The 23,294-nt window shown below is 61.3% G+C and carries 18 protein-coding genes, 1 pseudogene and 1 riboswitch; of the genes and pseudogenes, 13 read left to right on the plus strand and 6 right to left on the minus strand.

The annotated features are described in order from the left end of the window. The first annotated feature begins 318 nt into the window (after window positions 1-318). A complete protein-coding gene (locus tag H3T93_RS04455; protein WP_195760154.1) occupies window positions 319-1,575 on the plus strand; it encodes an MFS transporter in 1,257 nt (418 codons plus the stop codon). A gap of 266 nt (window positions 1,576-1,841) precedes the next feature. Continuing rightward, window positions 1,842-2,891 carry a ketol-acid reductoisomerase gene (gene ilvC / locus H3T93_RS04460; protein WP_015022635.1) on the plus strand — a complete coding sequence of 350 codons (1,050 nt, stop codon included), beginning with the start codon at window positions 1,842-1,844 and terminating at the stop codon, window positions 2,889-2,891. 311 nt (window positions 2,892-3,202) lie between these two features. Here ilvC and H3T93_RS04465 read toward each other — a convergent pair whose 3' ends face one another. From H3T93_RS04465 to H3T93_RS04480, 4 genes are all read right to left on the minus strand, one after another. Beyond that, window positions 3,203-4,708, minus strand: coding sequence for an amino acid permease (locus tag H3T93_RS04465; protein ID WP_144177906.1), 1,506 nt, complete (start codon window positions 4,706-4,708; stop codon window positions 3,203-3,205). 205 nt (window positions 4,709-4,913) lie between these two features. Next, entirely contained in the window at window positions 4,914-6,305 is a 1,392-nt protein-coding gene (locus H3T93_RS04470; RefSeq protein ID WP_411675001.1) for an amino acid permease, read from the minus strand. A gap of 180 nt (window positions 6,306-6,485) precedes the next feature. After that, window positions 6,486-6,664: riboswitch (Lysine riboswitch) on the minus strand. 214 nt (window positions 6,665-6,878) lie between these two features. Further along, on the minus strand, window positions 6,879-7,745 hold the full coding sequence (locus H3T93_RS04475; protein ID WP_045925026.1) for an alpha/beta fold hydrolase: 867 nt from the start codon (window positions 7,743-7,745) through the stop codon (window positions 6,879-6,881). A gap of 49 nt (window positions 7,746-7,794) precedes the next feature. Beyond that, window positions 7,795-9,060: an MFS transporter gene (locus tag H3T93_RS04480; protein WP_144177904.1), complete on the minus strand. Its 1,266-nt coding sequence runs from the start codon at window positions 9,058-9,060 to the stop codon at window positions 7,795-7,797. Window positions 9,061-9,216: 156 nt separating this feature from the next. Between H3T93_RS04480 and H3T93_RS09315 the strand changes: the two are divergent. Both H3T93_RS09315 and H3T93_RS09265 read left to right on the plus strand, forming a co-directional pair. Further along, window positions 9,217-9,333, plus strand: a pseudogene (locus H3T93_RS09315) (helix-turn-helix domain-containing protein); the annotation flags it as partial. A gap of 66 nt (window positions 9,334-9,399) precedes the next feature. Beyond that, the gene (locus H3T93_RS09265) at window positions 9,400-10,197 is read left to right on the plus strand and encodes a substrate-binding domain-containing protein (RefSeq protein WP_332468167.1); all 798 of its coding nucleotides are present in this window, start codon (window positions 9,400-9,402) and stop codon (window positions 10,195-10,197) included. A 15-nt stretch (window positions 10,198-10,212) separates the two neighbouring features. On the opposite strand, the gene H3T93_RS04490 is transcribed toward H3T93_RS09265, so the two are convergent. Beyond that, window positions 10,213-11,676: an amino acid permease gene (locus H3T93_RS04490; protein WP_144177902.1), complete on the minus strand. Its 1,464-nt coding sequence runs from the start codon at window positions 11,674-11,676 to the stop codon at window positions 10,213-10,215. A gap of 302 nt (window positions 11,677-11,978) precedes the next feature. Here H3T93_RS04490 and H3T93_RS04495 point away from each other — a divergent pair, with 302 nt between their 5' ends. The 8 genes from H3T93_RS04495 to H3T93_RS04530 all read left to right on the plus strand — a co-directional run bounded on the left by H3T93_RS04495 (window position 11,979) and on the right by H3T93_RS04530 (window position 21,285). Beyond that, window positions 11,979-13,469, plus strand: coding sequence for an amino acid permease (locus H3T93_RS04495; protein ID WP_144177900.1), 1,491 nt, complete (start codon window positions 11,979-11,981; stop codon window positions 13,467-13,469). Window positions 13,470-13,628: 159 nt separating this feature from the next. Next, the gene (locus tag H3T93_RS04500) at window positions 13,629-15,443 is read left to right on the plus strand and encodes an FTR1 family iron permease (RefSeq protein ID WP_144177898.1); all 1,815 of its coding nucleotides are present in this window, start codon (window positions 13,629-13,631) and stop codon (window positions 15,441-15,443) included. Continuing rightward, the gene (locus tag H3T93_RS04505; protein WP_144177896.1) at window positions 15,440-16,063 is read left to right on the plus strand and encodes an iron transporter; all 624 of its coding nucleotides are present in this window, start codon (window positions 15,440-15,442) and stop codon (window positions 16,061-16,063) included. The genes H3T93_RS04500 and H3T93_RS04505 overlap by 4 nt, the downstream gene beginning before the upstream one ends. Window positions 16,064-16,076: 13 nt before the next feature. Then, window positions 16,077-17,351, plus strand: a complete 1,275-nt coding sequence (locus H3T93_RS04510; protein ID WP_144177894.1) for a DUF2318 domain-containing protein — start codon at window positions 16,077-16,079, stop codon at window positions 17,349-17,351. 21 nt (window positions 17,352-17,372) lie between these two features. Continuing rightward, the gene (locus H3T93_RS04515; RefSeq protein WP_144177892.1) at window positions 17,373-18,683 is read left to right on the plus strand and encodes an ABC transporter permease; all 1,311 of its coding nucleotides are present in this window, start codon (window positions 17,373-17,375) and stop codon (window positions 18,681-18,683) included. A gap of 16 nt (window positions 18,684-18,699) precedes the next feature. Then, entirely contained in the window at window positions 18,700-19,866 is a 1,167-nt protein-coding gene (locus H3T93_RS04520; protein ID WP_186363955.1) for an ABC transporter permease, read from the plus strand. A 44-nt stretch (window positions 19,867-19,910) separates the two neighbouring features. Further along, window positions 19,911-20,738, plus strand: coding sequence for an ABC transporter ATP-binding protein (locus tag H3T93_RS04525; protein ID WP_110426047.1), 828 nt, complete (start codon window positions 19,911-19,913; stop codon window positions 20,736-20,738). Between the two features lies 1 nt (window position 20,739). Then, a complete protein-coding gene (locus tag H3T93_RS04530) occupies window positions 20,740-21,285 on the plus strand; it encodes an FMN-binding protein (protein ID WP_144177888.1) in 546 nt (181 codons plus the stop codon). 113 nt (window positions 21,286-21,398) lie between these two features. Here H3T93_RS04530 and H3T93_RS04535 read toward each other — a convergent pair whose 3' ends face one another. Then, the gene (locus H3T93_RS04535; protein WP_045935925.1) at window positions 21,399-22,688 is read right to left on the minus strand and encodes a class I SAM-dependent methyltransferase; all 1,290 of its coding nucleotides are present in this window, start codon (window positions 22,686-22,688) and stop codon (window positions 21,399-21,401) included. A gap of 189 nt (window positions 22,689-22,877) precedes the next feature. Here H3T93_RS04535 and H3T93_RS04540 point away from each other — a divergent pair, with 189 nt between their 5' ends. Beyond that, the gene (locus H3T93_RS04540) at window positions 22,878-23,288 is read left to right on the plus strand and encodes a DUF4186 domain-containing protein (protein WP_144177886.1); all 411 of its coding nucleotides are present in this window, start codon (window positions 22,878-22,880) and stop codon (window positions 23,286-23,288) included. Window positions 23,289-23,294: the final 6 nt, after the last annotated feature.

Consider the following 23,294-nt stretch of genomic DNA (forward strand, 5'->3'; position numbering starts at 1 on the left):
GGATGATGAAGGGAGGTTCGCCGTGATGACCAGCTTGACAGACACCCGCCGATTCGGCACCGTGTCCGCACGAATTATTAGCCCGTCCTCACCGGCGGACTGACTCGACAATCTTCATTGTTCGACCCCGTCGGAAGGCGGGGCTGGACGCATAGGCTTCATCGCATCAGACCCTGCCAACAGCGGGGTTTTTCTATAAGGAGATGAGATGAAGTGACGGCAAACGACGTTAGTGTTGCTTCCCCGGCCTCGGCAGCCTCCGTGCCCGGTAGCACCCGTGTGACCCGCAGCTCGGTCCGCACAGTCATCGGGGCTTCCATGGTCGGCACGGCCATCGAGTTCTACGATTTCTACGCTTACGGGACGGCTTCGGCCAACTATTTCCCCAAGCTCTTCTTCCCCAAGACCGATCCGACCGTGGCCCTGCTGGCATCCCTGCTGACCTTCGCCATCGCTTTCATCGCGCGGCCCTTGGGGTCCTTGATCTTCGGACACTTCGGTGACCGCCAGGGACGCAAGACAACCCTGGTGGTCTCCCTGCTGACCATGGGTTGCTCCACGGTCCTGATCGGTGTCTTGCCCACCTACGCCACCTGGGGGCTCTGGGCCGTGGTGGTCCTCTGCCTCTGCCGGTTCGTGCAAGGCATTGGCCTGGGCGGCGAGTGGTCCGGCGCAGCCCTGGTGGCCACCGAGAACGCCCCGGAAGGCAAGAGGGCGCTCTACGGCTCCTTCCCTGAGCTGGGCGCCCCCATCGGCTTCTTCCTGGCCAACGGAACCTACTTCCTGCTGGAAATGTTCTGCACCCCTGAGCAGATGCTGAGCTGGGGCTGGCGTGTGCCCTTCCTGCTCTCCGCCATACTGGTGGTCGTGGGTCTGGCTGTGCGCGTCTCCATGCAAGAGACACCCATCTTCCAGATGGCCTTGGATCAGCAGAAGGTCGTCAAGACCCCGTTGCTGGAGGTCTTCCGCAAGAGCTGGCGCCAGGTGCTCCAGGCCACCTTCCTGGTTGCGGTCACCTACACCCTCTTCTACACCCTGGCCACCTGGTCCCTGGCTTACGGCACCAAGCCCAAGTCCCAGGGCGGCGGCGGACTGGGCTTCACCAACCAGGAGTACCTGCTCATGCTCATGGTTTCCATCCTGGTCTTCGCCCTCTTCATCGTGCTGGCCTGCGTCTATGCGGACCGCATCGGCCGTCGCCGGGTGCTGATCGGCAGTTCCGTCATGCTGGTGGTCTTCAGCCTGGTCTTCCCCTACCTGCTCATGGCCCATCACAACACCTTCCAGGTCATGGTCTTCCTCTGCGTCGGGTTCGCCCTGATGGGCATCGCCTTCGGGCCTATCGGCGCCTTCCTGCCGGAGCTCTTCGACGCCAACGTGCGTTACTCGGGCTCCGGCATCGGCTACAACTTGGCGGCCATCGTGGGCGCGGCCTTCGTGCCTACCATCGCCACCTGGCTCTCCTCCCACTGGGGAGTGCGCTCGGTCGGGCTCTACCTGGCCGTTATGGCGGTCTGCTGCCTGGTGGCAGTGCTGACCTGCCACGAAACCAAGGATGTGGACTTCACCAAGTAAGCCCTGGACGCATCCCGCCGGCCGGTTCCTCGAATCGCGCCGGTGTCCGAACAACGAATTGCGGACAGTCCATCTGGCCATATCACGAGTATGGTTGGAGGCATACCGTATCCATAGGGTACGGATCGGGGTCAAGGACAAAATCCGTCGCCCCGGTCGAAAAGAGCATCGTCCGCCTGGAACAACAACAGGAATTCACAGTATTTTGCGTTCCCCCGGCCTGGAAGAGCCGGTCCGGTTGGACCGCACATAAAGGAGTGTAGATAATGGCAGCACAGATCTGGTATGAGAAGGATGGGGACCTTTCGGTTCTGGATGGCAAGAAGGTGGCCATCATCGGCTACGGTTCCCAGGGACATGCTCATGCGCTGAACCTGCGTGATTCCGGTGTGGACGTTGTGGTCGGCCTGCGTGCCAACTCCAAGTCGGTGCCCTTCGCCAAGGAGCAGGGCCTGGAGGTCAAGACCGTGCCCGAGGCCACCAAGGAGGCCGACATCGTCATGATCCTGGCCCCTGACCAGTACCAGCGCAACATCTGGCGGGACGACATCGAGCCCAACATCAAGGAGGGTGCGGCCGTCGCCTTCGCCCACGGGTTCAACATCCATTACGGCTACATCAAGCCCAGTGCCGACCACCCGGTCTTCATGGTGGCCCCCAAGGGCCCGGGCCATATCGTCCGTCGTGAGTATGTCGCTGGCCGTGGCGTGCCCGTGGTCGTGGCCGTGGAGCAGGATCCGCGCGGCGACGCCTGGGACATCACCCTGGCCTATGCCAAGGCTCTGGGCGCCCTGCGCGCCGGCGCCATCAAGACCACCTTCAAGGAAGAGACCGAGACCGACCTCTTCGGCGAGCAGGATGTGCTCATGGGCGGCGTCAACCACCTGGTCGAGGCCGGCTTCGAGGTGCTGACCGAGGCTGGCTACCAGCCGGAGATCGCCTACTTCGAGGTCTGCCACGAGCTCAAGATGCTGGTCGACCTGATGAACGAGGGTGGTCTGAACAAGGCCCGCTGGTCCTGCTCCGACACCGCCCAGTACGGCGATTTCACCTCCACTGTGGTGGACGAGTCCACCAAGGACAGGATGCGTCACCAGCTGCAGCGCATTCAGGACGGCTCCTTCGCCAAGGAGTTCATCGACGACCAGGATGCCGGCGCCCCCAAGTTCAAGGAGCTGCAGGAGAAGTACTCCCACGAGAAGATCGAGGAGGTCGGCCCCAAGCTGCGTGCCATGTTCTCCTGGAACAAGGACGTCAAGGATGCCGACGAGGCTCAGTCCTTCACCGGCAAGATCGCCCGTTCCCAGGTGCAGTGACCTCTAGGTTCTGTTGGGAGGACCTTGTTTGGTCCGACTGACCATTCAGCAAATGGCCGTTCCCTCATCCGGATGCAATGCCGATGAAGGAACGGCCATTTTGTTATCATGACCCGACGCTTACGTTTCAATCGTGTGGTCGGATTGTTTCACTGACCGGATCGGTCATGTGGATATGTGCAATATGCAATGCCAGAGGATGTACGGCGGTGCCCCACCCATATGGTCAATTCATCTGGGTGGGGCACCATTGGTTATAGAGGACGCGGTTTTTTACAAGGTGTCCTCCGTGCCTGCTGTGTCCTTCTGATTCAGCGGGCGGATTCGGCACCGGACACGTCCATGTCCTTGAGGCGCACGATCTTGGTGTGGTTGACGAACTTGAAGCCCAGGTAGAGGACCAGGACCAGAACCACGCTGAAGTAGGTCATGGCCATGTGCGACCAGTTCAGGCTGAGCAGGGAGGGGATATCCTGTCCGGCGATGACGATGACGCAGAGCACCATGGCCAGGACCGGACCGAACGGATAGAGCTTGGAGTGGTACTTGAGCTCACTCAGGTCGTGCCCTTGGAGCTTGAAGGCCCTCCGGAAGCGGAAGTGGCTCAGGGCGATGCCGATCCAGGCGATGAACCCGGTCAACCCAGTTGCGGTCACCAGCCACATATAGAAGGACTGGCCGAAGATGCTGGAGGCGAAGGTGGCCAGGGACATACAGACCGTGGCTACCAGAGCTGCCAGGGGGATGCCCCGCTTGGTGGTCTTGGCGAAGATGGCCGGAGCATAGTGATCCTTGGCCAGTCCGTAGAGCATGCGGCTGGATGCATAGGCTCCGGTGTTGACGGCCGAGAGGATGGATGTCAGCACCACCGCATTCATGACGCTGGCCGCCGAGGCCAGGCCGGCCCGCTGGAAGACCAGGGTGAAGGGCGACATGGCGATGTTCCCGTCAGAGGCTCCCAGGAGGTTGGGGCTGGTGTAGGGGATCAGCGCGGCGATGACGAAGATGGACAGCACATAGAAGAGCAGGATCCGCCAGAAGACGTCGTTGATGGCCTTGGGAACGGCCTTGCCGGGGTTTTCGGATTCCCCGGCGGTTACGCCCACCACCTCAGTGCCTTGGAATGAGTAGCCGGCGATCAGGAAGACGCTCATGATGGCCGGGAATCCTCCCACGAAGGGGGCATCCTTGTAGGTGAAGTTCTTCAGACCGACCGCCGGTTGGAACATGATGCCGCAGATCATGGCCATGCCGATGACCAGGAAGACGATGATGGTGGCCACCTTGATCAGGGAAAGCCAGAACTCGGTCTCGCCGAATGCGGAGACCGTCAGGGCGTTGATCAGGAAGACGACGACCAGGACCAGCAGGCTCCAGATCCATCCTGGGGTGTGCGGCAGCCAGTACTGGATCAGCAGGGCTGCGGTGGAGATGTCCACGGCACCCGAGATGGTCCAGTTCAGCCAGTAGTCCCACCCCATGGCGAAGCCCAGGGCCGGATCCACGTAGCGGGCGCTGTAGGCGGCGAAGGATCCCGACACCGGCAGGTGGGTGGCCAGCTCGCCCAGGCTGGTCATCAGGAAGTAGACCATGACACCCATGGCTATATAGGCCAGAAGTCCGCCGCCGGGGCCTGCAGTGGAGATGGTGGAGCCGGAGGTCATGAACAGTCCGGTGCCGATGCAGCCGCCCAGGGCGATCATGGAGATGTGGCGAGTCTTGAGGTTGCGCTTGACGCTGCCGTAGCCATGATGCTCTTGCCCGGCCCGGTCGGATTGATTGGTGTTCGACGCTGTATTGCTGGTGTTCTGCGTCATGATTCTCCTCCTTTTGGCTGGGCGACGCACCGGGGAGTCCGGGGTCGTACTGAAATTGTGATTCCTGATATTGCCGGCTGGATGTCGGAATAGATTCATATGGCCGGGTCCTTGAGCCGGTCCTCGAACGCTTAGGGAGTCTATGCCATTGATATGGCCTTTCGGCTCCCGTGGTCACAATGTGTCATATCAGCTGGCAAATCTTTCATAGCGATTCAGGATCCCCGCTCAAATCCATGGCCTCCAGGGGAACGATACGGGTATGGTATCGGATCTTGTAGCCCAGGTAGAGCGCAAGCACCAGGGGCACGCTGATGTAGGTGACGCCGATCTCCTGCCAGTTCCAGTTGACGAAGGCTTCGATGTTCTGCCCGCCGATGACGATGATGCACAGAATCAGGGCCAGGATGGGCCCCAGGGGGAAGAGCTTGGCATGGTAGCGCAGCTCCTCAACCTGGTGGCCCTGGACCACCCAGGCGCGGCGGAAGCGATAGTGGCTGAGTGCGATGCCGATCCAGACGATGAATCCGGTGAGCCCCGAGGCGGCCACCAGCCACATGTAGATCCGCTGGCCGAAGATGCTGGCGGCGAAGGTGGCCAGGGAGACCACGAGAGTGGCGACCAGCGAGGCCATGGGGATGCCATGATGGGTGGTGTGCCCGAAGAAGGCCGGGGCGTAATGGTCCTTGGCAAGGGCGTAGAGCATCCGGGTGGAGGCGTAGACCCCTGAGTTGGCGGACGAGAGGACCGAGGTCAGGATGATGGCGTTCATGACGCTGGCTGCCGAGGCCAGGCCGGCCCGCTGGAAGACCAGGGTGAAGGGCGACATGGCGATGTCCCCCTCGGCGGAGCTGAGCAGATTAGGGCTGGTGTAGGGGATCAGCGCGGCGATGACGAAGATGGACAGGATATAGAAGAGCAGGATCCTCCAGAAGACATCATTGATGGCCTTGGGTACCGCCTTGCCGGGGTTTTCGGACTCGCCGGCCGTGACGCCGATCAGCTCGGTGCCCTGGAAGGAGAAGCCGGCAATCAAAAAGACGTTGAGAATGGCGGGGAATCCGCCCACGAAAGGCGCATCCTTGTAGGTGAAGTTGCCCAGGCCCACGGCCGGGCGGAACATGATGCCGCAGATCATGGCCAGACCGATGACCAGGAAGACAATCACCGTCACCACCTTGATCAGGGAGAGCCAGAACTCGGTCTCGCCAAAGGTGGACACGGTCAGGGCGTTGATCAGGAAAATGACCACCAGGACCAGCAGGCTCCAGATCCATCCTGGGGTGTGGGGCAGCCAGTACTGGATCAGCAGGGCGGCGGTGGAGATGTCCACAGCCACGGTGATGGCCCAGTTCAGCCAGTAGTTCCAGCCCATGGCGAAGCCCAGGGCCGGATCCACGTAGCGGGCGTTGTAAGCGGCGAAGGAACCGGAAGTGGGCAGGTGGGTGGCCAGCTCGCCCAGGCTGGTCATCAGGAAGTAGACCATGAGGCCCATGGCCGCGTAGGCCACCAGCGCGCCTCCCGGTCCGGCCTTGGCAATAGTGGAGCCGGAAGTCATGAACAGGCCGGTGCCGATGCAGCCGCCCAGGGCGATCATGGTGACGTGTCGGGTCTTGAGGTTGCGTTGGACCCGGTCGTCGGATGTGGGGGGGCTGACCTTTCCGCCCTGCCTGGTCGCCATGACTGCTCTTCTCCTCGAACTGACCTGAGAGCCCTATGACGACGGTTCCGGCCAGTTCCGCTCAGGCGGAATCCAGGCGGGTTGCCTGTCTGTGACACTGCACATAGCGCTCCGCAACATCGGGTTGCGACAGTCCCGGACTTCTTCAACCCGGACCCAACGAGCCGGCTATGCGGGGCCGGACCGTTTCGGCCGAACGTCCTTTCGCCGGGGATGGTCGACACCGCACTGTCTGACCCCGGGTACTGATAGGTTCGGCAACCTCTTCAGTGACTTGCAATCATAGACTAGCCTAGAGTATTTCTCCGACAAGGACCGCCCGTGTTCCGCATTCAGGCCCGAAGCTTGTGGATGCCTCCGGTGGTGGTTGGATCGCAGGCGATAATAAACCGGCCATGGCGGAACATGTACGGTGATGGCCGGTCGGGTATCGGTTTTATCGGTGGGTGCCAAATCCGGCAATTGCGAATTTGGCACCCACCGATTTGCTTATTTTTCGGTTTTCTGGCCCCGTTCTATAGTCCTGGTGATGATGCGAACGAAGTCGTCCCAGAGCGCTTCCGGCAGTTCGTGAGCCATGCCCGGGTATATATGCAATTCGGAGTTCTTCAGGAGCGAGGCGATATGGATGCCGGCTTTCGGGCTGAAGAAGGGGTCTCGTCTGCCATGGAGGACGGCGACCGGCAGATCGAGCGCAGCCAGTTTGTCCTCATCGGCCATGAAGTCCGCGATGGCCGCCTGCTGTCTTCTCCAGCCGTCCGGACGGTAGCAGCGGTCATAGGTGAGGATCCCCTGTTCCCGCACTTTCTCTTCATTGAAGGGATAAGCCGAGGTCGTATGGCAGGCTCGCTCGCGGGTGACGAATAGATTGACGGCTTCTTCCCGTGATGAGGCCACATCCAATCCCACGTTGCCACCCTCGTCGGCCGCGGATTCCTTGGAAGTCAACCATTCGAGATGTTGGGAGGGGGCGGTGAACCCGATGATGGCCGAGGATATCCGTTGGGAATACTCGGCCAGAATCTGCTGGGTAATCATGCCTCCCATGGAAACACCCATGATGTTGAACCGTTCAAGGCCTTCGGCGTCGGCGATGGCCAGAACATCCTTGGCCATGTCGGTCACATCGTAGAGTTTGCCGGTCTGGTCCGGTGACCCGGTCTGGCTGGACAGTCCGACGTCGCGGTTGTCGAAGACTATGGTCCGGATTCCTTGTTGATTGAGAAGTCTGGTCAGGTCCTTATCCCAGCTGACTAGTTGGGAGGTATACCCGGCGACCAGGATAAGGGGTGCCCCGTCCTTGGGGCCTGCAGATTCGTAGTAAATGGTTATATTGCCGTTCTTTGCGTAGGGCATGACGGTATTTCCTTTCTCTGATTATGGTTAGTGGCGGCTTGTGCGGTGGTTACCTGACCGAGCGAATCAGCATGGTGAATACGCCTCCCAGGAATGACGTGAGAATCCCGAAGACGAAGACTGCTGCGTAGGTGCCGGTGGCGCTGATCAGCATGGATCCGACCAGGGGTGAAAGGGCGGCCGGTACGGAAGTCGCAACGGCCAGAATGCCCAGGTCCCTGCCCTCGTCGGCCTTGGAGGGAAGGACGAGGGACATGACGGCTATATCGACGGAGAAGTAGACCCCGCCGGCTGCACCATTGATGATGGCGTAGATGACCATGCCGATCCAGTTCGGCATGACCAGGGGGACTATAAAGGAGACCATGTAGACGATTGACGACATGGCCACGACCAACTTACGGCGGTCCAGCATGTCAGCGAGTTTTCCGAAGATTATGATGGCGATGATCTGGGCCACGGTCTGTATGGATGAAATGGTTGCCACCGCGGTCGTCGGGTTTTGCCCCGGGATGTTCTTTGTGCCGATGTAGTCGGTCAGCACGTAGAAGGTGAAGCTTGAAATGGCAAAGGCGGCAAAGTAGAAGGTGAATCGGGAGATGAAGGCCATGGTGAAGTCCCAATGCAGGAAGGCTGAGAAGAAATGGCCTATTGCTTTGAAGTTGAAGGTCTTCCACTTCTTCTCCTTCGGTTCCTGGGGCAGGTTCTCCAATGATGAAGGTTCGGGGGCAAATATGCAGAACACCACTGCTGCTACAAGGAGGAAGAGTCCGACCAGGAGGTATCCCCAGTGCTGACCTGTTCGGGAGGCGAGATTGACAAAGACGAGGATTCCCACGGGAACCCCCATTCCGGTCACCGATGATGCCACCCCGCGCTTGTCTTCAGGGATCCTGTCCGGAATGACTGCATAGATAACACCTTGGAACCAGTTGGCGAACAACCAGACCAGGCCGGCCATGACGACCAGACCTGCGATGCCGGTCATGAAGCCCATGCCTATGCAGGTCAGGGCTGTTCCAAGTGCGGAGATAATGAGCCAGGGAGTCCTTCTGCCGAACCTGCTCCGTGTCCGGTCCGAAATAGCGGCACCCACAGGGAGGATGATGGTTCCGACCAGTGACTCCACAAAGGAGATCATGGCTGTATCATGCACCTTATTTGTGGGGTCGATGCTGACGATCTGGGCCGGCAGCAGTACTTGTCCTATGGCCTGATAGACTCCATATACACCGATGATGGTTGGGAAAAGCAGTATTAGTATTCGATTGACGCTGACCTTGTCTCTGGCCGGTTTCTGGGTAGTTTCATTCACGACGAGCTCCTTTGGCCGCACATGGCATGAAGTGTGGTAACGCGTGCTACTAACACGTGTTACCACGTAATAATATACTGATTGATAGATTTGTCAAATAGACCTCCGGGAAGGAGCGACCCAGTGGCGAAGAAGAGGGTGGTTCGTAGCCAGGATGTGGCTGATCAAGCCGGTGTCTCGCGTACCACGGTCAGCCTCGTTCTCAATCATCGTGACGCATCGATCCCTGAGAAGACCAGGCAGAAAGTCATCAAGGCAGCCGATGACTTGGGGTTTGTTCCTTCCGCGGCCGGGAGGGTACTGCAACGTGGCAGGGGCACCGTTGTCTTATGCCTTACCGTGGATTCCGAGCCCTCGCTCAAGGCCGATGAAGCAACGAATGTACTGAGCCGGAGTCTCCACGACCGAGGGCTGACCTGCCTCTTTTCGAAGACCGCAGGATCGACCACTCCGTTGAAGCAGCTCCTGGAAGAAATCACACCCAGCGTTGTGGTTCCCTTCTTCCAGCTATCTAATGAAGACAAGGACCTTCTGAAGAGGCTTCATATTCCTCTGGTCGAGTTCTTCCGGCCTTCCAGGAAAAAGTACAACGGCCTGCCTCCCGTAGAGCTGTTTGGTGATTTTCAGGAATCCGTTGGCGCTCAACAGGCCGGATACCTCATGGGCAAGGGCTGCGAGCGCATTGCCTATGTCGGTACCACAACCTCGAGCAACAGCTCCATTTGTGGGTCGAGGCTGGCAGGTGTACGACGAGGACTCGCTGCAGGGGGGCGGAATCTGGTACTGAATGCCAATATCTCATTGCATGACCACGGCCAGTCGGCAGACGCTCTGGTGAATTGCTTGGTCGAGAACAAATGCGATGGGGTCTGCGTCTACAATGATCAGCTGGCCGCGCTTCTGATCTCCAGGGTCAAGGACAAGGGCATCGAAATTCCCCGAGGCCTGCGCATCATCGGAGTCGATAATGACCCCATTGCTGCCTATCTGCAGCCATCATTGACAAGTATCGATTACGACAATGTTGTCTTTGCTTATATCGATGCCATTGTTGAAGCCAGCGAATGTGGGGACAATCTTGGTAAGACATTGAATCATACGCCACGCATATGGGTCGTTGAGAGACAGTCGGCCTGATTTGGGCCGGGCCCCTTAGTCGCGCCTGTGCCGATGGGTCAGCTGGTAGGCCAGCAAGAGGATGGCCAGCCAGATGGGCCCGGCGATGACCGCCACCCGGTAGCTGGGGGAGAAATACATGAGCACCACCACGAAGGCCAGGAAAGCCAGGACCGCCCAAGGGGTCACCCGGGCAAAGGGCAGCTTGAAGTGCAAGGCGTTCAAAGCGCTTTCACCGGTCTTGCCATCCAGGTCGCCCGGCCCCTCGCCTCGTGCCACGGCACGCCGGAAGAGCATCTCGGTCACCATGATCATGGACCAATTGATGATGGCCGAGATTGTTGCGATACTCATCAGGTAGTTGAAGGCGAACTGCGGCCAGAGGAAGACCACGACCACGGCCAGGGCGATGATGCAGGCTGAGGTCAGCACTCCTGCATAGGGCACGCCTCCCTTGGACAGGCGGCTCAGGTACCGGGGGGCATTGCCTTGCCGGGCCAGGGAGAAGAGCATGCGGGAGTTGGAGTAGAGGGCCGAGTTGTAAACGCTCATGACCGCAGTCAGGCAGACAAAGTTGAGGATGCCTGCGGCTGCGTGGACTCCCACCGAGTCGAAGATCTGGACGAAGGGGCTGACGACCATGCCCTGGGCATTGGGCTTGCCGATGGCGTTCCAGGGAACCACGGCCATGATCACTCCAAGCGTCAGGATGTAGAAGACCAGAATCCTCCAGATGATGGCGTTGGTGGCCTTGGGGATGGTCCGACGGGGATCGGAGGCCTCCCCGGCGGTGATGCCGATGAGCTCGGTGCCGCCGAAGCTGAACATGACCACCGCCAGCGACATGAGCAGACCGGTCCACTGGCCATTGGCCCCGTGACGCATGAGTCCGTTGGGCAGAAAGCCGCCACCCACGGTGAACCAATTGGCGAAGGAGGCCCGCAGTCCGTTGGCCGTGGGCAGGGCCATGACCACGACGGCCAGGCCTCCGATGATCATGGCGACGATGGCCGCGATCTTGATGATGGCGAACCAGAACTCGAACTCGCCGAACTTGCTGACTCCCATCAGATTGGCCGCCGTGATGACCACCAGGAAGAAGGCTGCAGAGACCCAGGCTGGGATTGCCGGGAACCAGAAGTTGACGAAGGTGCCCACCACGGACAGCTCAACCATGGATACCAGCACGTAGTTCATCCAGTAGTTCCACCCAGAAACGAACCCTGCCCGCTTGGACCAGTAGCGGGTGGCGTAGTAGCTGAAAGCGCCGGACTTGGGGTCTTCCACGCTCATTTCGCTCATGGCCCTGACGATCATGAAGATGGCCAGACCGCCTATCAGATAGGCGATGATGATGGCCGGCCCTGCCAATGAGATGGATTCCCCGGACCCGTAGAAGAGTCCCGTTCCGATGGCGCCGCCCAGCGAGATGAGCTGGATGTGCCTGTTCTTCAGGGTTTTGCGCAGATCCTTGCTCTGCGACTCCTTGGGTTGATCCATGGGGATGTCATTCCTTAGGTGGTAGTGGTCAGCTGAATGTGACCGGCTGACAGGGCCAACCCTATAGGAGCCGGTCCGAACGAAATGAGCATGCCTTTGCATTGTGGAACAGAAGCGTCCGCCATATGAGATGGTCAATTCACCGGATGGTGACCGTCAGGCCCTACCATGGGCGTCGGTGCCTGCCGCCTGCTCCCGGTTATCGACACCTCTGTGGTATTGCTGTCCTACCGGCCTTGATGGGATACCTCTTCCTGGGCGGCGATGATTAATGGGTTGTGAAGACAAGGAGGTGCAGTCGCATGAACCGTACGGGCAATGGCCCTTTGGCGCAGCAGAATCAAGGTGACAGCGCCTCGGCAGGCGACGGCATGGAACGCGGTCTGAGCAACCGTCATGTACAGTTCATCGCCATCGGCGGCACCATCGGCACCGGGCTCTTCCTGGGGTCGGGCAAGTCCATAGCCCTGACCGGTCCCTCCATCATCCTGGTTTACATCGGCGTGGGGCTGATCATGTACCTGCTCATGCGGGCCATTGGCGAGCTCATGTATCGCAGCCCCGTCCAGCACACCTTCATCGCCTTCATCAGCCGCTACCTGGGCCAGGGGTGGGGGTCCTTCGCCGGCTGGTCCTACTGGATCGTGCTCATCCTGATCGGCATGTCCGAGCTGACCGCCGTGGGCACCTACTTCGTCACCTTCTTCGGCACCTTCGGCATTGATCTGAGCGCCTGGCGGGGTCTGATCGAGCTCTGCTTCCTGACGGCCATGGTGTGCATCAACCTGATTGCCGTGAGGGTTTTCGGGGAGACCGAGTTCTGGTTCTCCATGATCAAAATCACCCTGATTCTGGCCATGATCGTCACGGCTGTGGTCATGGTCATCACGGGCTTCCACTATCCGGCCGTCCACATGCCGGGACAGGATCGGATCAGCCCGGCCGGGCATGCCGGCTTTGACAACATCACCACCGGTCTGAGTCTGGCGCCCAACGGGTGGATGGCCTTCTTCATGAGCTTCCAGATGGTCTTCTTCGCCTACGAGATGATCGAATTCGTAGGGGTGACCGTCTCCGAGACCCAGAATCCCCGCAAGGTCCTGCCCAAGGCCATCAATCAGATCATCCTGCGCGTACTGATTTTCTACGTGGGTGCCCTGGTCGCCATCATGCTGATCGTGCCCTGGCGATCCTTCCGCCCCAACGCCGACGGTAGCTTCACCTCACCCTTCGTCATGGTCTTTCGTTACGCCGGGGTGGACTGGGCGGCCGCATTGGTCTTCTTCGTGGTCATCACGGCAGCCAGCTCCTCGCTGAACTCCCTGCTCTACTCCGCCGGCCGCAACCTCTTCCAGCTGGCTGCGGCCGGCCGCTCTCCTGTGATGCGCAGCCTTCATACGATTTCGCGCCGCGGCAAGGTGCCCGCCCGGGCCATCGTTCTGTCCGGGGTGTTGATCCTCTTATCCCCGGTGTTGCATATGCTGCCCGGCTTCGAGAACACCTTTGTCCTGTTCACCTCCTGCTCCAGCGCGGTCATCATCTTCATCTACATCCTGACCCTGCTTGCTCACCGTCGCTACCGGACCAGCCCGGACTTCATGCCCGATGGGTTCATCATGCCGGCCTACCGGGTGACTGGAGCTGTTGCCATCGCCTTCTTCGTCCTGATCTACCTCTCGCTCTTCCTGGCTCCCGACACCCGGTATCCAGCCATACTGGGATTGGTCTGGCTACTGGTATTCGGTGGCATCTGCCTGTGGAAGCATAAGGGTGAGCCGTTGTCGGTCGACTGACCGTCTGCGAGCGCGGGCGCATTATATGGCCTCAAAAGGCTATAAACAAGTCTGTTTTTCCATTTGTGCTTGGGCTAGATTGATTTTCGGTAGTTGTCAAATCGGCCTTCGTTTCTCGCAGGTTCGATTACGAGGGACTGACGAAGGAGATCATCGCCCATGGTTGCACAGGTCGGCAGGACGCGAGTGGCCAGGACCGCTGGCTCTCTGCTCTCATGCCTGCTGTTGGCCCTGATATTCCTGGTCCTGCAAACCCCGCAGTCGGCCATGGCGGCGAGCGGGGCCACGGACTATGGCAGCTGGACCCAGGTGGCTGACTCCATATCTGGTCAGCTGGATCAGGGGTGTAAGGACTATGCCCGGGGGGATCGCGCCGGGGCTGCCTCGCAATTCATGGGGGCCTACAACGTGGGTTATGTGGGCTCCGGATTCGTCTCGGTCGTGGAGTCGACCCTGGGGCAGGACAGGCGCAACGCCCTGGACGTGCAGTTCCAAGGCCTGCAGAACCAGGCCTATGCCCCGGATGCCGGGCAGGCCCTGACCCAGGGTAGCGAAAAGCTCAAGGCTGATCTGGCCGCTGCGGCCACCCAGCTGGACGCCACCCAAGGGCTGGCCAATCCCCGTGCCTATGCCAAGGCTCAGCAGGAGCAGATCAAGGCGGACCGTCGACGGCTGGACGCGGCCAAGAAGCATCGGAACAAGGGCAAGGGCGACCGGACCTGGACCCAGGTGGCCCATGAGATGACGCCGATTCTCGACCAGGCGCTCGCCCAGGCGTCCAAAGGACAGGGCCAGGCGGGATCCGACCTGGTCAACAAGGCCTATTACCAGTATTACGAGAAGCTGGGCTTCGAAAAGAACGTCATGAATGCCATCAGCGGCAACAGGGTCTCCCAGGTCGAGTACCAGTTCAAGGAGACCCGGATGGCCATGGTGGCGGGCAAACCCGCCAAGACCCTGGTGAACGACCTGAAGAGCATGCTGGTCGAGGACGCAGCCACTCTGGACGGAGGCGCTGCGGACCAGGTCAATGGGTGGACGTCCTTCCTGACTTCCGCCTTCGGCCAGGCTTTCGTGGTTCTGCTGAGGGAGGGTCTGGAGGCCATCCTGGTGGTGGCGGCCATCATCGCCTACCTGGTCAAGGCCGGCTATAAAGACAAGATTCGGCACATCTACTGGGGCATTGCGGCAGGTCTGGTGGCCAGCGGGCTGGTGGCCCTGCTCTTCACTCTGCTCTTCAACGGGAACGGTCCCCAGCAGGAGATCCTGGAGGGCGTGGTGGCCCTGGTGGCCATGCTCATGCTGCTCTACACCAGTAACTGGATGCTGTCCAAGTCCTCTGTGGAATCCTGGAACCACTACATCCGGAGCCGGACGGTGGCGGCCATCTCGAAGGGCAGCGTGATCTCCCTGGCCCTGCTCTCCTTCCTGGCGGTCTTCAGGGAGGGGGCGGAGACGGTCATGTTCTACCAGGCTATCTTCGCCATGGCTCCCGGTGGCAGACGGGAGATTTGGACCGGTTTTGCAGCTGCCGCCGTGGTCCTGGTCATCGTCTTCGTGCTCATTCGCTTCACCTCGGTCAAGATCCCCATCCGGCCCTTCTTCATCATCACCAGCCTGCTCATGGCGGTCATGGTGGTCATCTTCGCCGGGGGCGGGGTTCATGCCCTGATCGAGGGCGATCTGGTGCCGGCCACCTATCTGCCCGGTGTGCCCACCAGCGACTGGATCGGGCTGTATCCCTACACACAGACCATCGGCGCCCAGATCCTGGCCGCCCTGGTCGTGGTCGTGCTGGCAATTGTGTCGACCCACCGCCTGCACAAGCAGGAGCAGGCGCAGTCGAATCAGGACTCCGGCGGGTCGCCGTCGACAGCCGTCCATCAGACGGAAGCCGATCAGGCCGTCGAAGGGGCTGTGCCTTCTGAGGTCACGGCATCCATGCAAACACCAAAGAGCGAAGGACAATCATGAAGAAAAGACAACTGGCCGCCCTGGTCGCGCTGGTGCTCTCAGGCACCCTGGCCCTGGCGGGGTGCGGCTCCGGCGGATCAGGCACCCGTGAGGCCCCCGCGCCTGAGGCTTCCGGCTCCTCCCAGTCCTCGGCGGGCAAGGGGGCCGGGTTCGAGGAGATCCCCATCCCGCCCGACGATCAGCAGAAGGGCCCCCTGAACATCGGCACGGTCTTCTTCCAGCCCATCGACATGGAGCCCGCATCCATGGGTCTGAAGGCGGCCGATGCCAGCCTGCATCTTGAGGCCGATATCCACGCCCTGCCCAACAACGACCTGGGCTATGCCAAGGGCGAGTTCGTTCCGGATCTGACCGTCAACTACACCATCCAGAACAAGGATGACCCCAACGACAAGCAATCCGGCACCTTCATGCAGATGAACGCCTCGGATGGCCCGCATTACGGAGCCAACATCAAGATGGAGAAGGCCGGATCCTACAAGCTGACCTATTCCATCGACTCTCCGGAGAAGAAGGGCTGGATGCTACACGTAGACCCGGAGACCGGCGTGAAGGGACACTTCTGGACCGAGCCCATCGTGGTCAGCTGGGACTGGGACTACACGCCCCACCAGTGGTAAGCTGCTATGCGCCATGCTTGAGCAATTTGTCACGGTCTTGCCGGGGACGCTGGCCCCGGCCCTCCTGGTCATGGTTTTCAGCGTGCTTTTGGGGGTTGGCGAGGGCCGAGATCGGCCCCGTTCCTCCTCTTGGCGGCTGATAGGCCTGGGGGTCGGCGTGCTGGGGGCGTTGGTCTTTGCCCTCCTGCGCGCCACCGTGATCATCAATCGCCGGACCATGGTCAACTACCCGACCCTGGTAGCCTGCGTTCTGACCGATCTGGCGGCCATCGTAGTGGTGCTGGCCGCCGACCGGCTGGTTTCAGACTGGCATCGCCGCCCCTGGGCCATGGATCTGGCCAACGCCTTGGCGGCCCTGGCCATAGCACTGACCACATTCCGTGCCCTGCCCGATGTCATCCTGCAGCTTACGGCCTTTGTTGAGCCGGGGGAGCCGGTGCTGACCTCGGCCATGCTCCTGCGGGCCCTGGGTTTCCTGCTCGGCCTGGCTGCCGCTGTGACGGTGGCTGCCATTCTGAGGACCATGCATACCTCCTGCCCCCGGATAGCCTTCCGTCTGGCCGCCCTGCTCATGGTGGTCCTGCTGCTGGTCCGGCACGGCGTAGCCCTGGTGGCCCTGATGCAGACCACCGGCCTGGTTCTTCTGCACGGCTGGGCCTTCCGGGTCATGGCCCTGGGTTACAACGCCGACCTGATCCTGGTGCTTGCCCAGGTTCTGGTCTTCATCATTCCAGTCCTGGCCTGCCTGGTCGCAGGCTGGCGCATGCCGGTGACCGGAGCCTCCACAGCTGACGACCGCAGTCATCGTGCCTTCCGCCGAAGGGCCCTGGCATCAGCGGTCTGGAGTCTGGTGGCCATGATTGGCGTCACCTTGGCTCTGACTGTGGGCACGGCCCAGGCCCACCAGGTGCCTGTGCTCTCGCCGCCGGAGCGGTATTCCTTGACCTCCGATACGGCTACCATCCGTTTCTCCCAGGTGGAGGATGGCCACCTGCATCGATTCAGCTACCGGGCCAAGGACGGCACCGAGATGCGCTTTATCATCATCCGCAAGAACGGCGCAGCCTATGGTGTCGGGCTGGATGCCTGCGATAATTGCGGTGATGCGGGCTATTACGAAAAAGACGGCAAGATCATCTGCAAGAAGTGCGACGTAGCCATCAACCTGGCCACCATCGGGTTCAAGGGCGGCTGCAATCCCGTCCCTCTGCCCTATAAGACCGGTCGGGGGGCCATACTGATCAGCACCGCCGATCTGGATGCTCTGTCCTCGCACTTCAAGAGCTGACATAGGGAAGGAGCGGTTGGTATGTTCTTCATGCGAATGATGCTGCGGTCATTCAGCCGCCAGTTTGGGCGAAGAATGCTCATCGCCGTCACGGTTTGCCTGTCGGCCTGCGTAGCTACGGCCATGCTGGGGGTGGTCTTTGACGTCGGTGACAAGCTCAACGCGGAACTGTCTACTTATGGATCCAACATCACGGTCCAGGCCAAGGCGGATGCCGTGGTCTCCGACCTCTACGGCGACCAGGAGGGCGGCCCCTCAGGCGATGAGTCAACGCCGACCGCCTTCCTCAAGGAGTCCCAGGTGCCCAAGATCAAGACCATCTTCTGGGCCTACAACATCATCGACTTCGCCCCCCGCCTGGACCTTCGTGGCACTGTGGACCAGGTCGGCGCCCCTCTGGTGGGCACCTGGTTCGGCCGGACCGTCAAGGTGGACAGCGGCGAGAGCAGCACTGCGGGTCTGAAAGGTCTTCGACCCTGGTGGAAGGTTCAAGGACGCTGGCCCAAGGACGAGGCTGGGTCCGGCGGCGGGACCGAGGCCATGATGGGCAAAGAGCTGGCGGCACGACTGGGCGGCAGTCAGGTTGGTGACCAGGTCAAGGTCGGTCTGGGCGATCAGCGGCGGACCGTCACCATTGTAGGCATCTTCGACTCCGGTGATGCCGATGCCTCCTCCCTCTACCTGCCTACCCGGCCGCTACAGGAGATGTCCGGCCTGACCGATCAGATCGACCAGGTGGAGGTCAAGGCCCTGACCACGCCCGAGAACGATCTGGCGCGCAAGGCTGCGCGAAACCCTGCTGCCCTCTCCCAGGACGAATGGGAGACCTGGTACTGCACGGCCTATCCCTCATCCATCGCCTACCAGATCGAGGAGGCCATCCCCGGGTCCATGGCCAAGCAGGTCAGGCAGGTGGCTGCCCTGCAGGGCGATGTTCTGCAGAAGACCCAGGCGGTCATGATTCTGATGACCGTGCTCAGCCTGCTGGCGGCAGCCATCGCCGTGGCCAACCTGATGGCGTCCTCCATATCCGAGCGATCCTCGGAGTTCGCCCTGCTCAAGGCTCTGGGCGCCACCGACGGGGCTGTGTCCCGATTGGTGCTGGCCGAGACGGCCCTGATCGCCCTGGCCGGGGCTCTGGTCGGTGCTCTGCTGGGCTCCGGAGTGGCTCAGATCGTGGGCAGGGTGGTCTTCGGCTCAGGCATCACCATGCGGCCCATGGTTTTCGTGCTGGTTTTCGTGCTGCTGGCCCTGACCGTGCTGCTGGCATCCATCTCGTCCATCAGATCCATTCTGCGGCTTCGGCCGGCGGAGGTGCTTCATGGCCGCTGATCGCCATAAGAGCCATATGACCAATACCCGCATGTTCCTGACCATGCTCTTCGGGGCCGTCTTCCGTCGTCGAGGCAGGGCCCTGATGGCGGTGGTGGCCTCCCTGGTGGGGGCGGCCACACTCTTCTGCCTGGCGGCGGTCTGCATCGAGGCCCCTAGACAGATCAACCAGGAGATGCGTTCCTACGGGGCCAATTTGATCGTCTCGCCCATTCAGGGGGGCAATCGGTCCGGATCCGGCATCGAACAGGGCATGGTGGACCACACCACCCATATGGTGACCGTCAAGGCTCCGGCAAGGTACGCCACCTATCGATACGAGACGGTGCAGGTCAATGCTGGGGCCCGCGTGATGGCCGGCATCCACCCTGACCAAGTGCGTCGGCTCAACCGCCACTGGAGCGTGGAGGGTTCCTGGCCCCGGCCCGGTTCGGTCATGGTGGGGCGGGACCTGGCTGATTCGCTTGGGCTGACCACTGGCAAACAGATGACCATCGGCTATCCGGCCGGACAGGTCACCAACACGGGCAAGGCCGGAGGCCAGGGCCGTGACTTTCGTGTGGGCGGCATTGTTGATACCGGTGGTCCCGAGGATCGGATCATCTACGCCGACCTGTCTGATCTGGAGCTCCTGACCGGGGCCAAGCGGGGTACCGATGTCATCGAATACTCGGTCAACACCATGACCTCGGGGCTAAAGACCATTGCCGCAGGCATCAACGACATGACCTCCATGGGGGTCAAGGCCCGGCCGGTCACCAGGATCACAGCGGGCGACAGCCATACCATCGCCATGCTCCAGTCGCTCTTCTGGCTGGTTTCGGTGGTGGTGCTGGTCCTGACCTTTGTGGGCGTGGGGACCACCATGGCCTCCATCGTCTCCCAGCGGCGCAGCGAGATCGGCCTGCGCAAGGCCCTGGGCGCTTCCTCGCGGGGGATAGCTATGGAGTTTCTGGCGGAATCGGCCTGCTACGGATTGGCAGGAGGCCTGATCGGCACGGCCCTGGGCTATGGCTTCGCCCGGCTGCTCTGCCTGTCCGTCTTCCAACGGCCGCTGGGCTTCAACTGGTGGCTGGCCCTGGGCACGGTCCTGCTGAGCGTGGCCATATCCATGATCGCATCCATCCGGCCGGTCCTCCGGGCTTCGCGTATCGACCCGGCCCTGGTTTTGAGGGAGGAATGACAATGACGCAGGCAAAGGCGAACGAGTCCCCGTCGGGCGGCGGCATGCTGCTGGATCTGGACCATGTATCCAAGATCTACGGCGATCTGCATGCCCTGGATGACCTGAATCTGAGCGTCCCGCAAGGTCAGTGGCTGGCTGTGGTGGGGTCATCCGGCTCAGGCAAGACCACGCTGATGAACATTCTGGGTTGCATGGATACCCCCAGCCGGGGCTCGGTCCGTCTGCAGGGGCGGCCGTTGGAGGATCTGAGCCAGTCGCAGCTGGCCGATGTGCGCAAGAACGTGATCGGCCTGGTCTTCCAGAAGTTCTACCTGGTTCCGCATCTGACCGCCCTGGAGAACGTCATGGTGGCCCAGTACTACCACTCGGTGGTGGACGAGGACCAGGCCATGAAGGCTCTGGACCGGGTGGGTCTGGCGGATCGGGCCCGCCACCTGCCCAGTCAGCTTTCGGGTGGCGAGCAGCAGCGGGTCTGCGTGGCCCGGGCGTTGATCAACGAGCCCAAGCTGATCCTGGCTGACGAGCCCACTGGCAACCTGGACGAGGCCAATGAGCGGATTGTGCTGGACCTCTTCAGGCAATTGCATGACCAGGGAACCTCCCTGATTGTGGTCACCCACGATGCCCTGGTGGCCTCCTGCGCCCAGCGGGAGATCATGCTCAACCACGGTGTGCTGGCCGGCGAGCAGTGGAATGATGAGGAGGCCAAGCGGGCCTACCTTGCTGCCGGAGGCCGTCCGGCCTTCAGTGGAACTCCTGTCGATTCCGGGGACCAGGATATTCCGGTGGGCTTCCATGACCCCACCAAGACGGCCAAGACCGGCGGCTCCCTGCCGGGATCGGCTGCTGATGCAGAAGGAGGGCGTTGAAATGGCTAAAAGCAAGTCTCGGGGACTGGCCACGGCCTCGGCAACCCTGGCGACCTTTGTGGCGGTCGGCTCCCTCCTGGGCGGCTGTGGAAGTCAGCAGGCCAAGCCCATGGACGACGAGTTCGCCGGATCGGGCGCAGAGTCCAGCTCTGCGCCAGAGTCAGGAGCCGGCTCTGCGGGCGAAGGTAATCCCACCGCCGTCTCCCGTGATGGACTGCCGACCGCCCCGGCTGACACGGGCAACTATCACGATGGCACCTACGCTCTGACGGGCAAATACGGGCATGACGGGGCTGACAGCATTGATGTGGATCTGGACCTGTCGGGAGGCCAGGTGACCCGGGTCCAAGTCCAGGGGCATTCGGATTCGCCCATCTCGCGCGGCCACATGGAACGCTTCGCCCGGGCTGTGCCTGGAGTAGTCCAGGGGCGCCCACTCAAGGACCTCAAGGTGGACAAGGTGGCTGGGGCCAGCTGGACCTCGGACGCCTTCAACAAGGCCTTGGATCTGGCTCGGCTGGAAGCTTCGGCGGACAGGTCTTCCTGAGAACCGGGCCGTACGGGTGGCAGAAACAAAAAGGGGCGAGGATTTGATTCCTCGCCCCTTTTCAAGCCTTCTATATTATAGGTCGTGTAGTTATATCGGTCGCCTCAGACCAACTACCGATCCCACCAGGGCCGCAGCGGATAGGTGTCCGTGCCGGTTTCAGGATCAGGCTTGATGCACTGGAACTGGTGTATCTGAATGTTGTCGAGCTCGAAGTTGAGCCGCGCGCCGGCCATGTACAGACCCCAGAGACGCGCCTTGGGCTCGCCCACCATGGGCTTGGCCTGGCCCCAATGCTCCTGGAGGTTCTCGGTCCAGTGCTTGAGGGTCAGCGCATAGTGCTGACGCAGGTTCTCCTGGGTGATGACCTCGAAGCCGGTGTCCTGGATGGCCAGTTCGATCTCGGCCGGGCTGGCCAGCTCACCGTCGGGGAAGATGTAGCGGTCGATGAATCCGCCGGCCCGCTTGTGGTCGTGGGAGTTGGTGCGGGTGATCTGGTGGTTGAGCAGGATGCCGCCCGGACGCAGCTTGTCCATCATCTCCTTGAAGTAGGAGGGGTACTGCTTGTAGCCCACATGTTCCATCATGCCGATGGAGCAGATTCCGTCGAAGCCGGACTCGGGCACGTCACGGTAATCCATCAGCCTGACCTCGGCCAGATCCTGTAGACCCTCCTGGCGGATCCAGTTCTGGGCCCACTCCACCTGCTCCTCAGCCAGAGTCACGCCGATGACGTGAATGCCGCGGCGGGCGGCCGCAATCTCCATGGAGCCCCAGCCGCAGCCCACGTCCAGCAGACGGTCGCCCTTGTTCAGGTGCATCTTGTCCAGGACCATGTTGAGCTTGTGCCACTGAGCGTCCTCCAGGCTGTCGTCCTCCTTCTCGAAGACGGCGCAGGTGTAGGTCATGGAGGAGCCCAGGAAGAGCCGGTAGAAGTCGTTGGACTGGTCGTAGTGGTAGCTGACGGTGGCTGCGTCGCCACGGCGGGTGTGGGGGCGGATGCCTTCGGTCAGTCGCTTGGCCAGGGAAGGTCCCTCGATGGCTGGCGGTTCGGGCACGCGCACTCCGTGCGAGAAGACGGCTCCAGCCGCCCGGGCCAGCTCCATCTTGCTGGGATGCTTGACGAAGTGCTTGAGGCCCATCAGTTCCTTGAGGACCTGGTAGGGGTTGCCCGGCAGCAGCTCGGGTGAATCCAGATCGCCCTGCAGGTAGGCGCGGGCCAGACCCAGGTCGTTGGGATTTTCCGTGATGTAGTACATGGCACGGGAATTCTTGACTTCCAGATGCAGTGGCGCTTGGTCCTGCCCGAAGACCGACCCATCGAAGGCGGTCACCTGCACAGGCGCGTCAGGGGTGAGGAAGAGCCCGATCATCTCGGCTACAGTCATCTTGCTTTTGGCCATAAAGCCCCCTTGTGTGACCCGGACATGACCGAACATGGCGGGTCTGGTAGTTGGTGGATACAAGTACTGTCTTCACCCTACCCCTGACACTGGTCCCTATCGGTGTCATGTTCGCTGAATTATTCCGCATGGGGAACCTTGCCTGGGTACAGACTCTTTGGTAAGGCTGAACCTGGAGGCGAGCGGGAAATGTCCAGCAGCGGATCAGCGGCGGCCAGGCCAGATGAGGCCTGGGTCCAGGACACTCTTGCCAGATTGGGGCATTCACGCTTCCGGGCTGGTTTCTCCCTGTCGGCCAAGGATCGCGCCTACGCCCGCGCCAAGGGCAGGGATACCATCGACCGCCACGCTCATGAGATGCTGGCCAAGCGTGTGGGGCCGGCCCATCCGCTCAAGGACGGCAAGCAGACCCCCTACCGGGGGCATCCGGTTTTCACGGCACAGCATGCCACGGCCACCTGTTGCCGGGGGTGCATCGAGCGCTGGCACCACATTCCGCGCGGACGGGCTCTGACCGATGCGGAGGTGGACGCCCTGGCCAGGCTGGTCATGGCCTGGATCGAGCGCGATTTGGTCAATCATCCGGTTCGCTCGGCCTGACGGCGG

It is taken from the genome of Bifidobacterium sp. M0404 (assembly GCF_016101415.1).
Classification (GTDB): domain Bacteria; phylum Actinomycetota; class Actinomycetes; order Actinomycetales; family Bifidobacteriaceae; genus Bombiscardovia; species Bombiscardovia polysaccharolytica.

Bases quoted from the DNA above. Each gene is read 5' to 3' on its own strand.
- H3T93_RS04455 (WP_195760154.1), top strand. From the start codon at position 319: ATGGTCGGCACGGCCATCGAGTTCTACGATTTCTACGCTTACGGGACG.
- ilvC (WP_015022635.1), top strand. From the start codon at position 1,842: ATGGCAGCACAGATCTGGTATGAGAAGGATGGGGACCTTTCGGTTCTG.
- H3T93_RS04465 (WP_144177906.1), bottom strand. From the start codon at position 4,708: ATGACGCAGAACACCAGCAATACAGCGTCGAACACCAATCAATCCGAC.
- H3T93_RS04470 (WP_411675001.1), bottom strand. From the start codon at position 6,305: ATGATCGCCCTGGGCGGCTGCATCGGCACCGGCCTGTTCATGACTTCC.
- H3T93_RS04475 (WP_045925026.1), bottom strand. From the start codon at position 7,745: ATGCCCTACGCAAAGAACGGCAATATAACCATTTACTACGAATCTGCA.
- H3T93_RS04490 (WP_144177902.1), bottom strand. From the start codon at position 11,676: ATGGATCAACCCAAGGAGTCGCAGAGCAAGGATCTGCGCAAAACCCTG.
- H3T93_RS04495 (WP_144177900.1), top strand. From the start codon at position 11,979: ATGAACCGTACGGGCAATGGCCCTTTGGCGCAGCAGAATCAAGGTGAC.
- H3T93_RS04500 (WP_144177898.1), top strand. From the start codon at position 13,629: ATGGTTGCACAGGTCGGCAGGACGCGAGTGGCCAGGACCGCTGGCTCT.
- H3T93_RS04505 (WP_144177896.1), top strand. From the start codon at position 15,440: ATGAAGAAAAGACAACTGGCCGCCCTGGTCGCGCTGGTGCTCTCAGGC.
- H3T93_RS04510 (WP_144177894.1), top strand. From the start codon at position 16,077: ATGCTTGAGCAATTTGTCACGGTCTTGCCGGGGACGCTGGCCCCGGCC.
- H3T93_RS04515 (WP_144177892.1), top strand. From the start codon at position 17,373: ATGTTCTTCATGCGAATGATGCTGCGGTCATTCAGCCGCCAGTTTGGG.
- H3T93_RS04520 (WP_186363955.1), top strand. From the start codon at position 18,700: ATGACCAATACCCGCATGTTCCTGACCATGCTCTTCGGGGCCGTCTTC.
- H3T93_RS04525 (WP_110426047.1), top strand. From the start codon at position 19,911: ATGCTGCTGGATCTGGACCATGTATCCAAGATCTACGGCGATCTGCAT.
- H3T93_RS04530 (WP_144177888.1), top strand. From the start codon at position 20,740: ATGGCTAAAAGCAAGTCTCGGGGACTGGCCACGGCCTCGGCAACCCTG.
- H3T93_RS04535 (WP_045935925.1), bottom strand. From the start codon at position 22,688: ATGGCCAAAAGCAAGATGACTGTAGCCGAGATGATCGGGCTCTTCCTC.
- H3T93_RS04540 (WP_144177886.1), top strand. From the start codon at position 22,878: ATGTCCAGCAGCGGATCAGCGGCGGCCAGGCCAGATGAGGCCTGGGTC.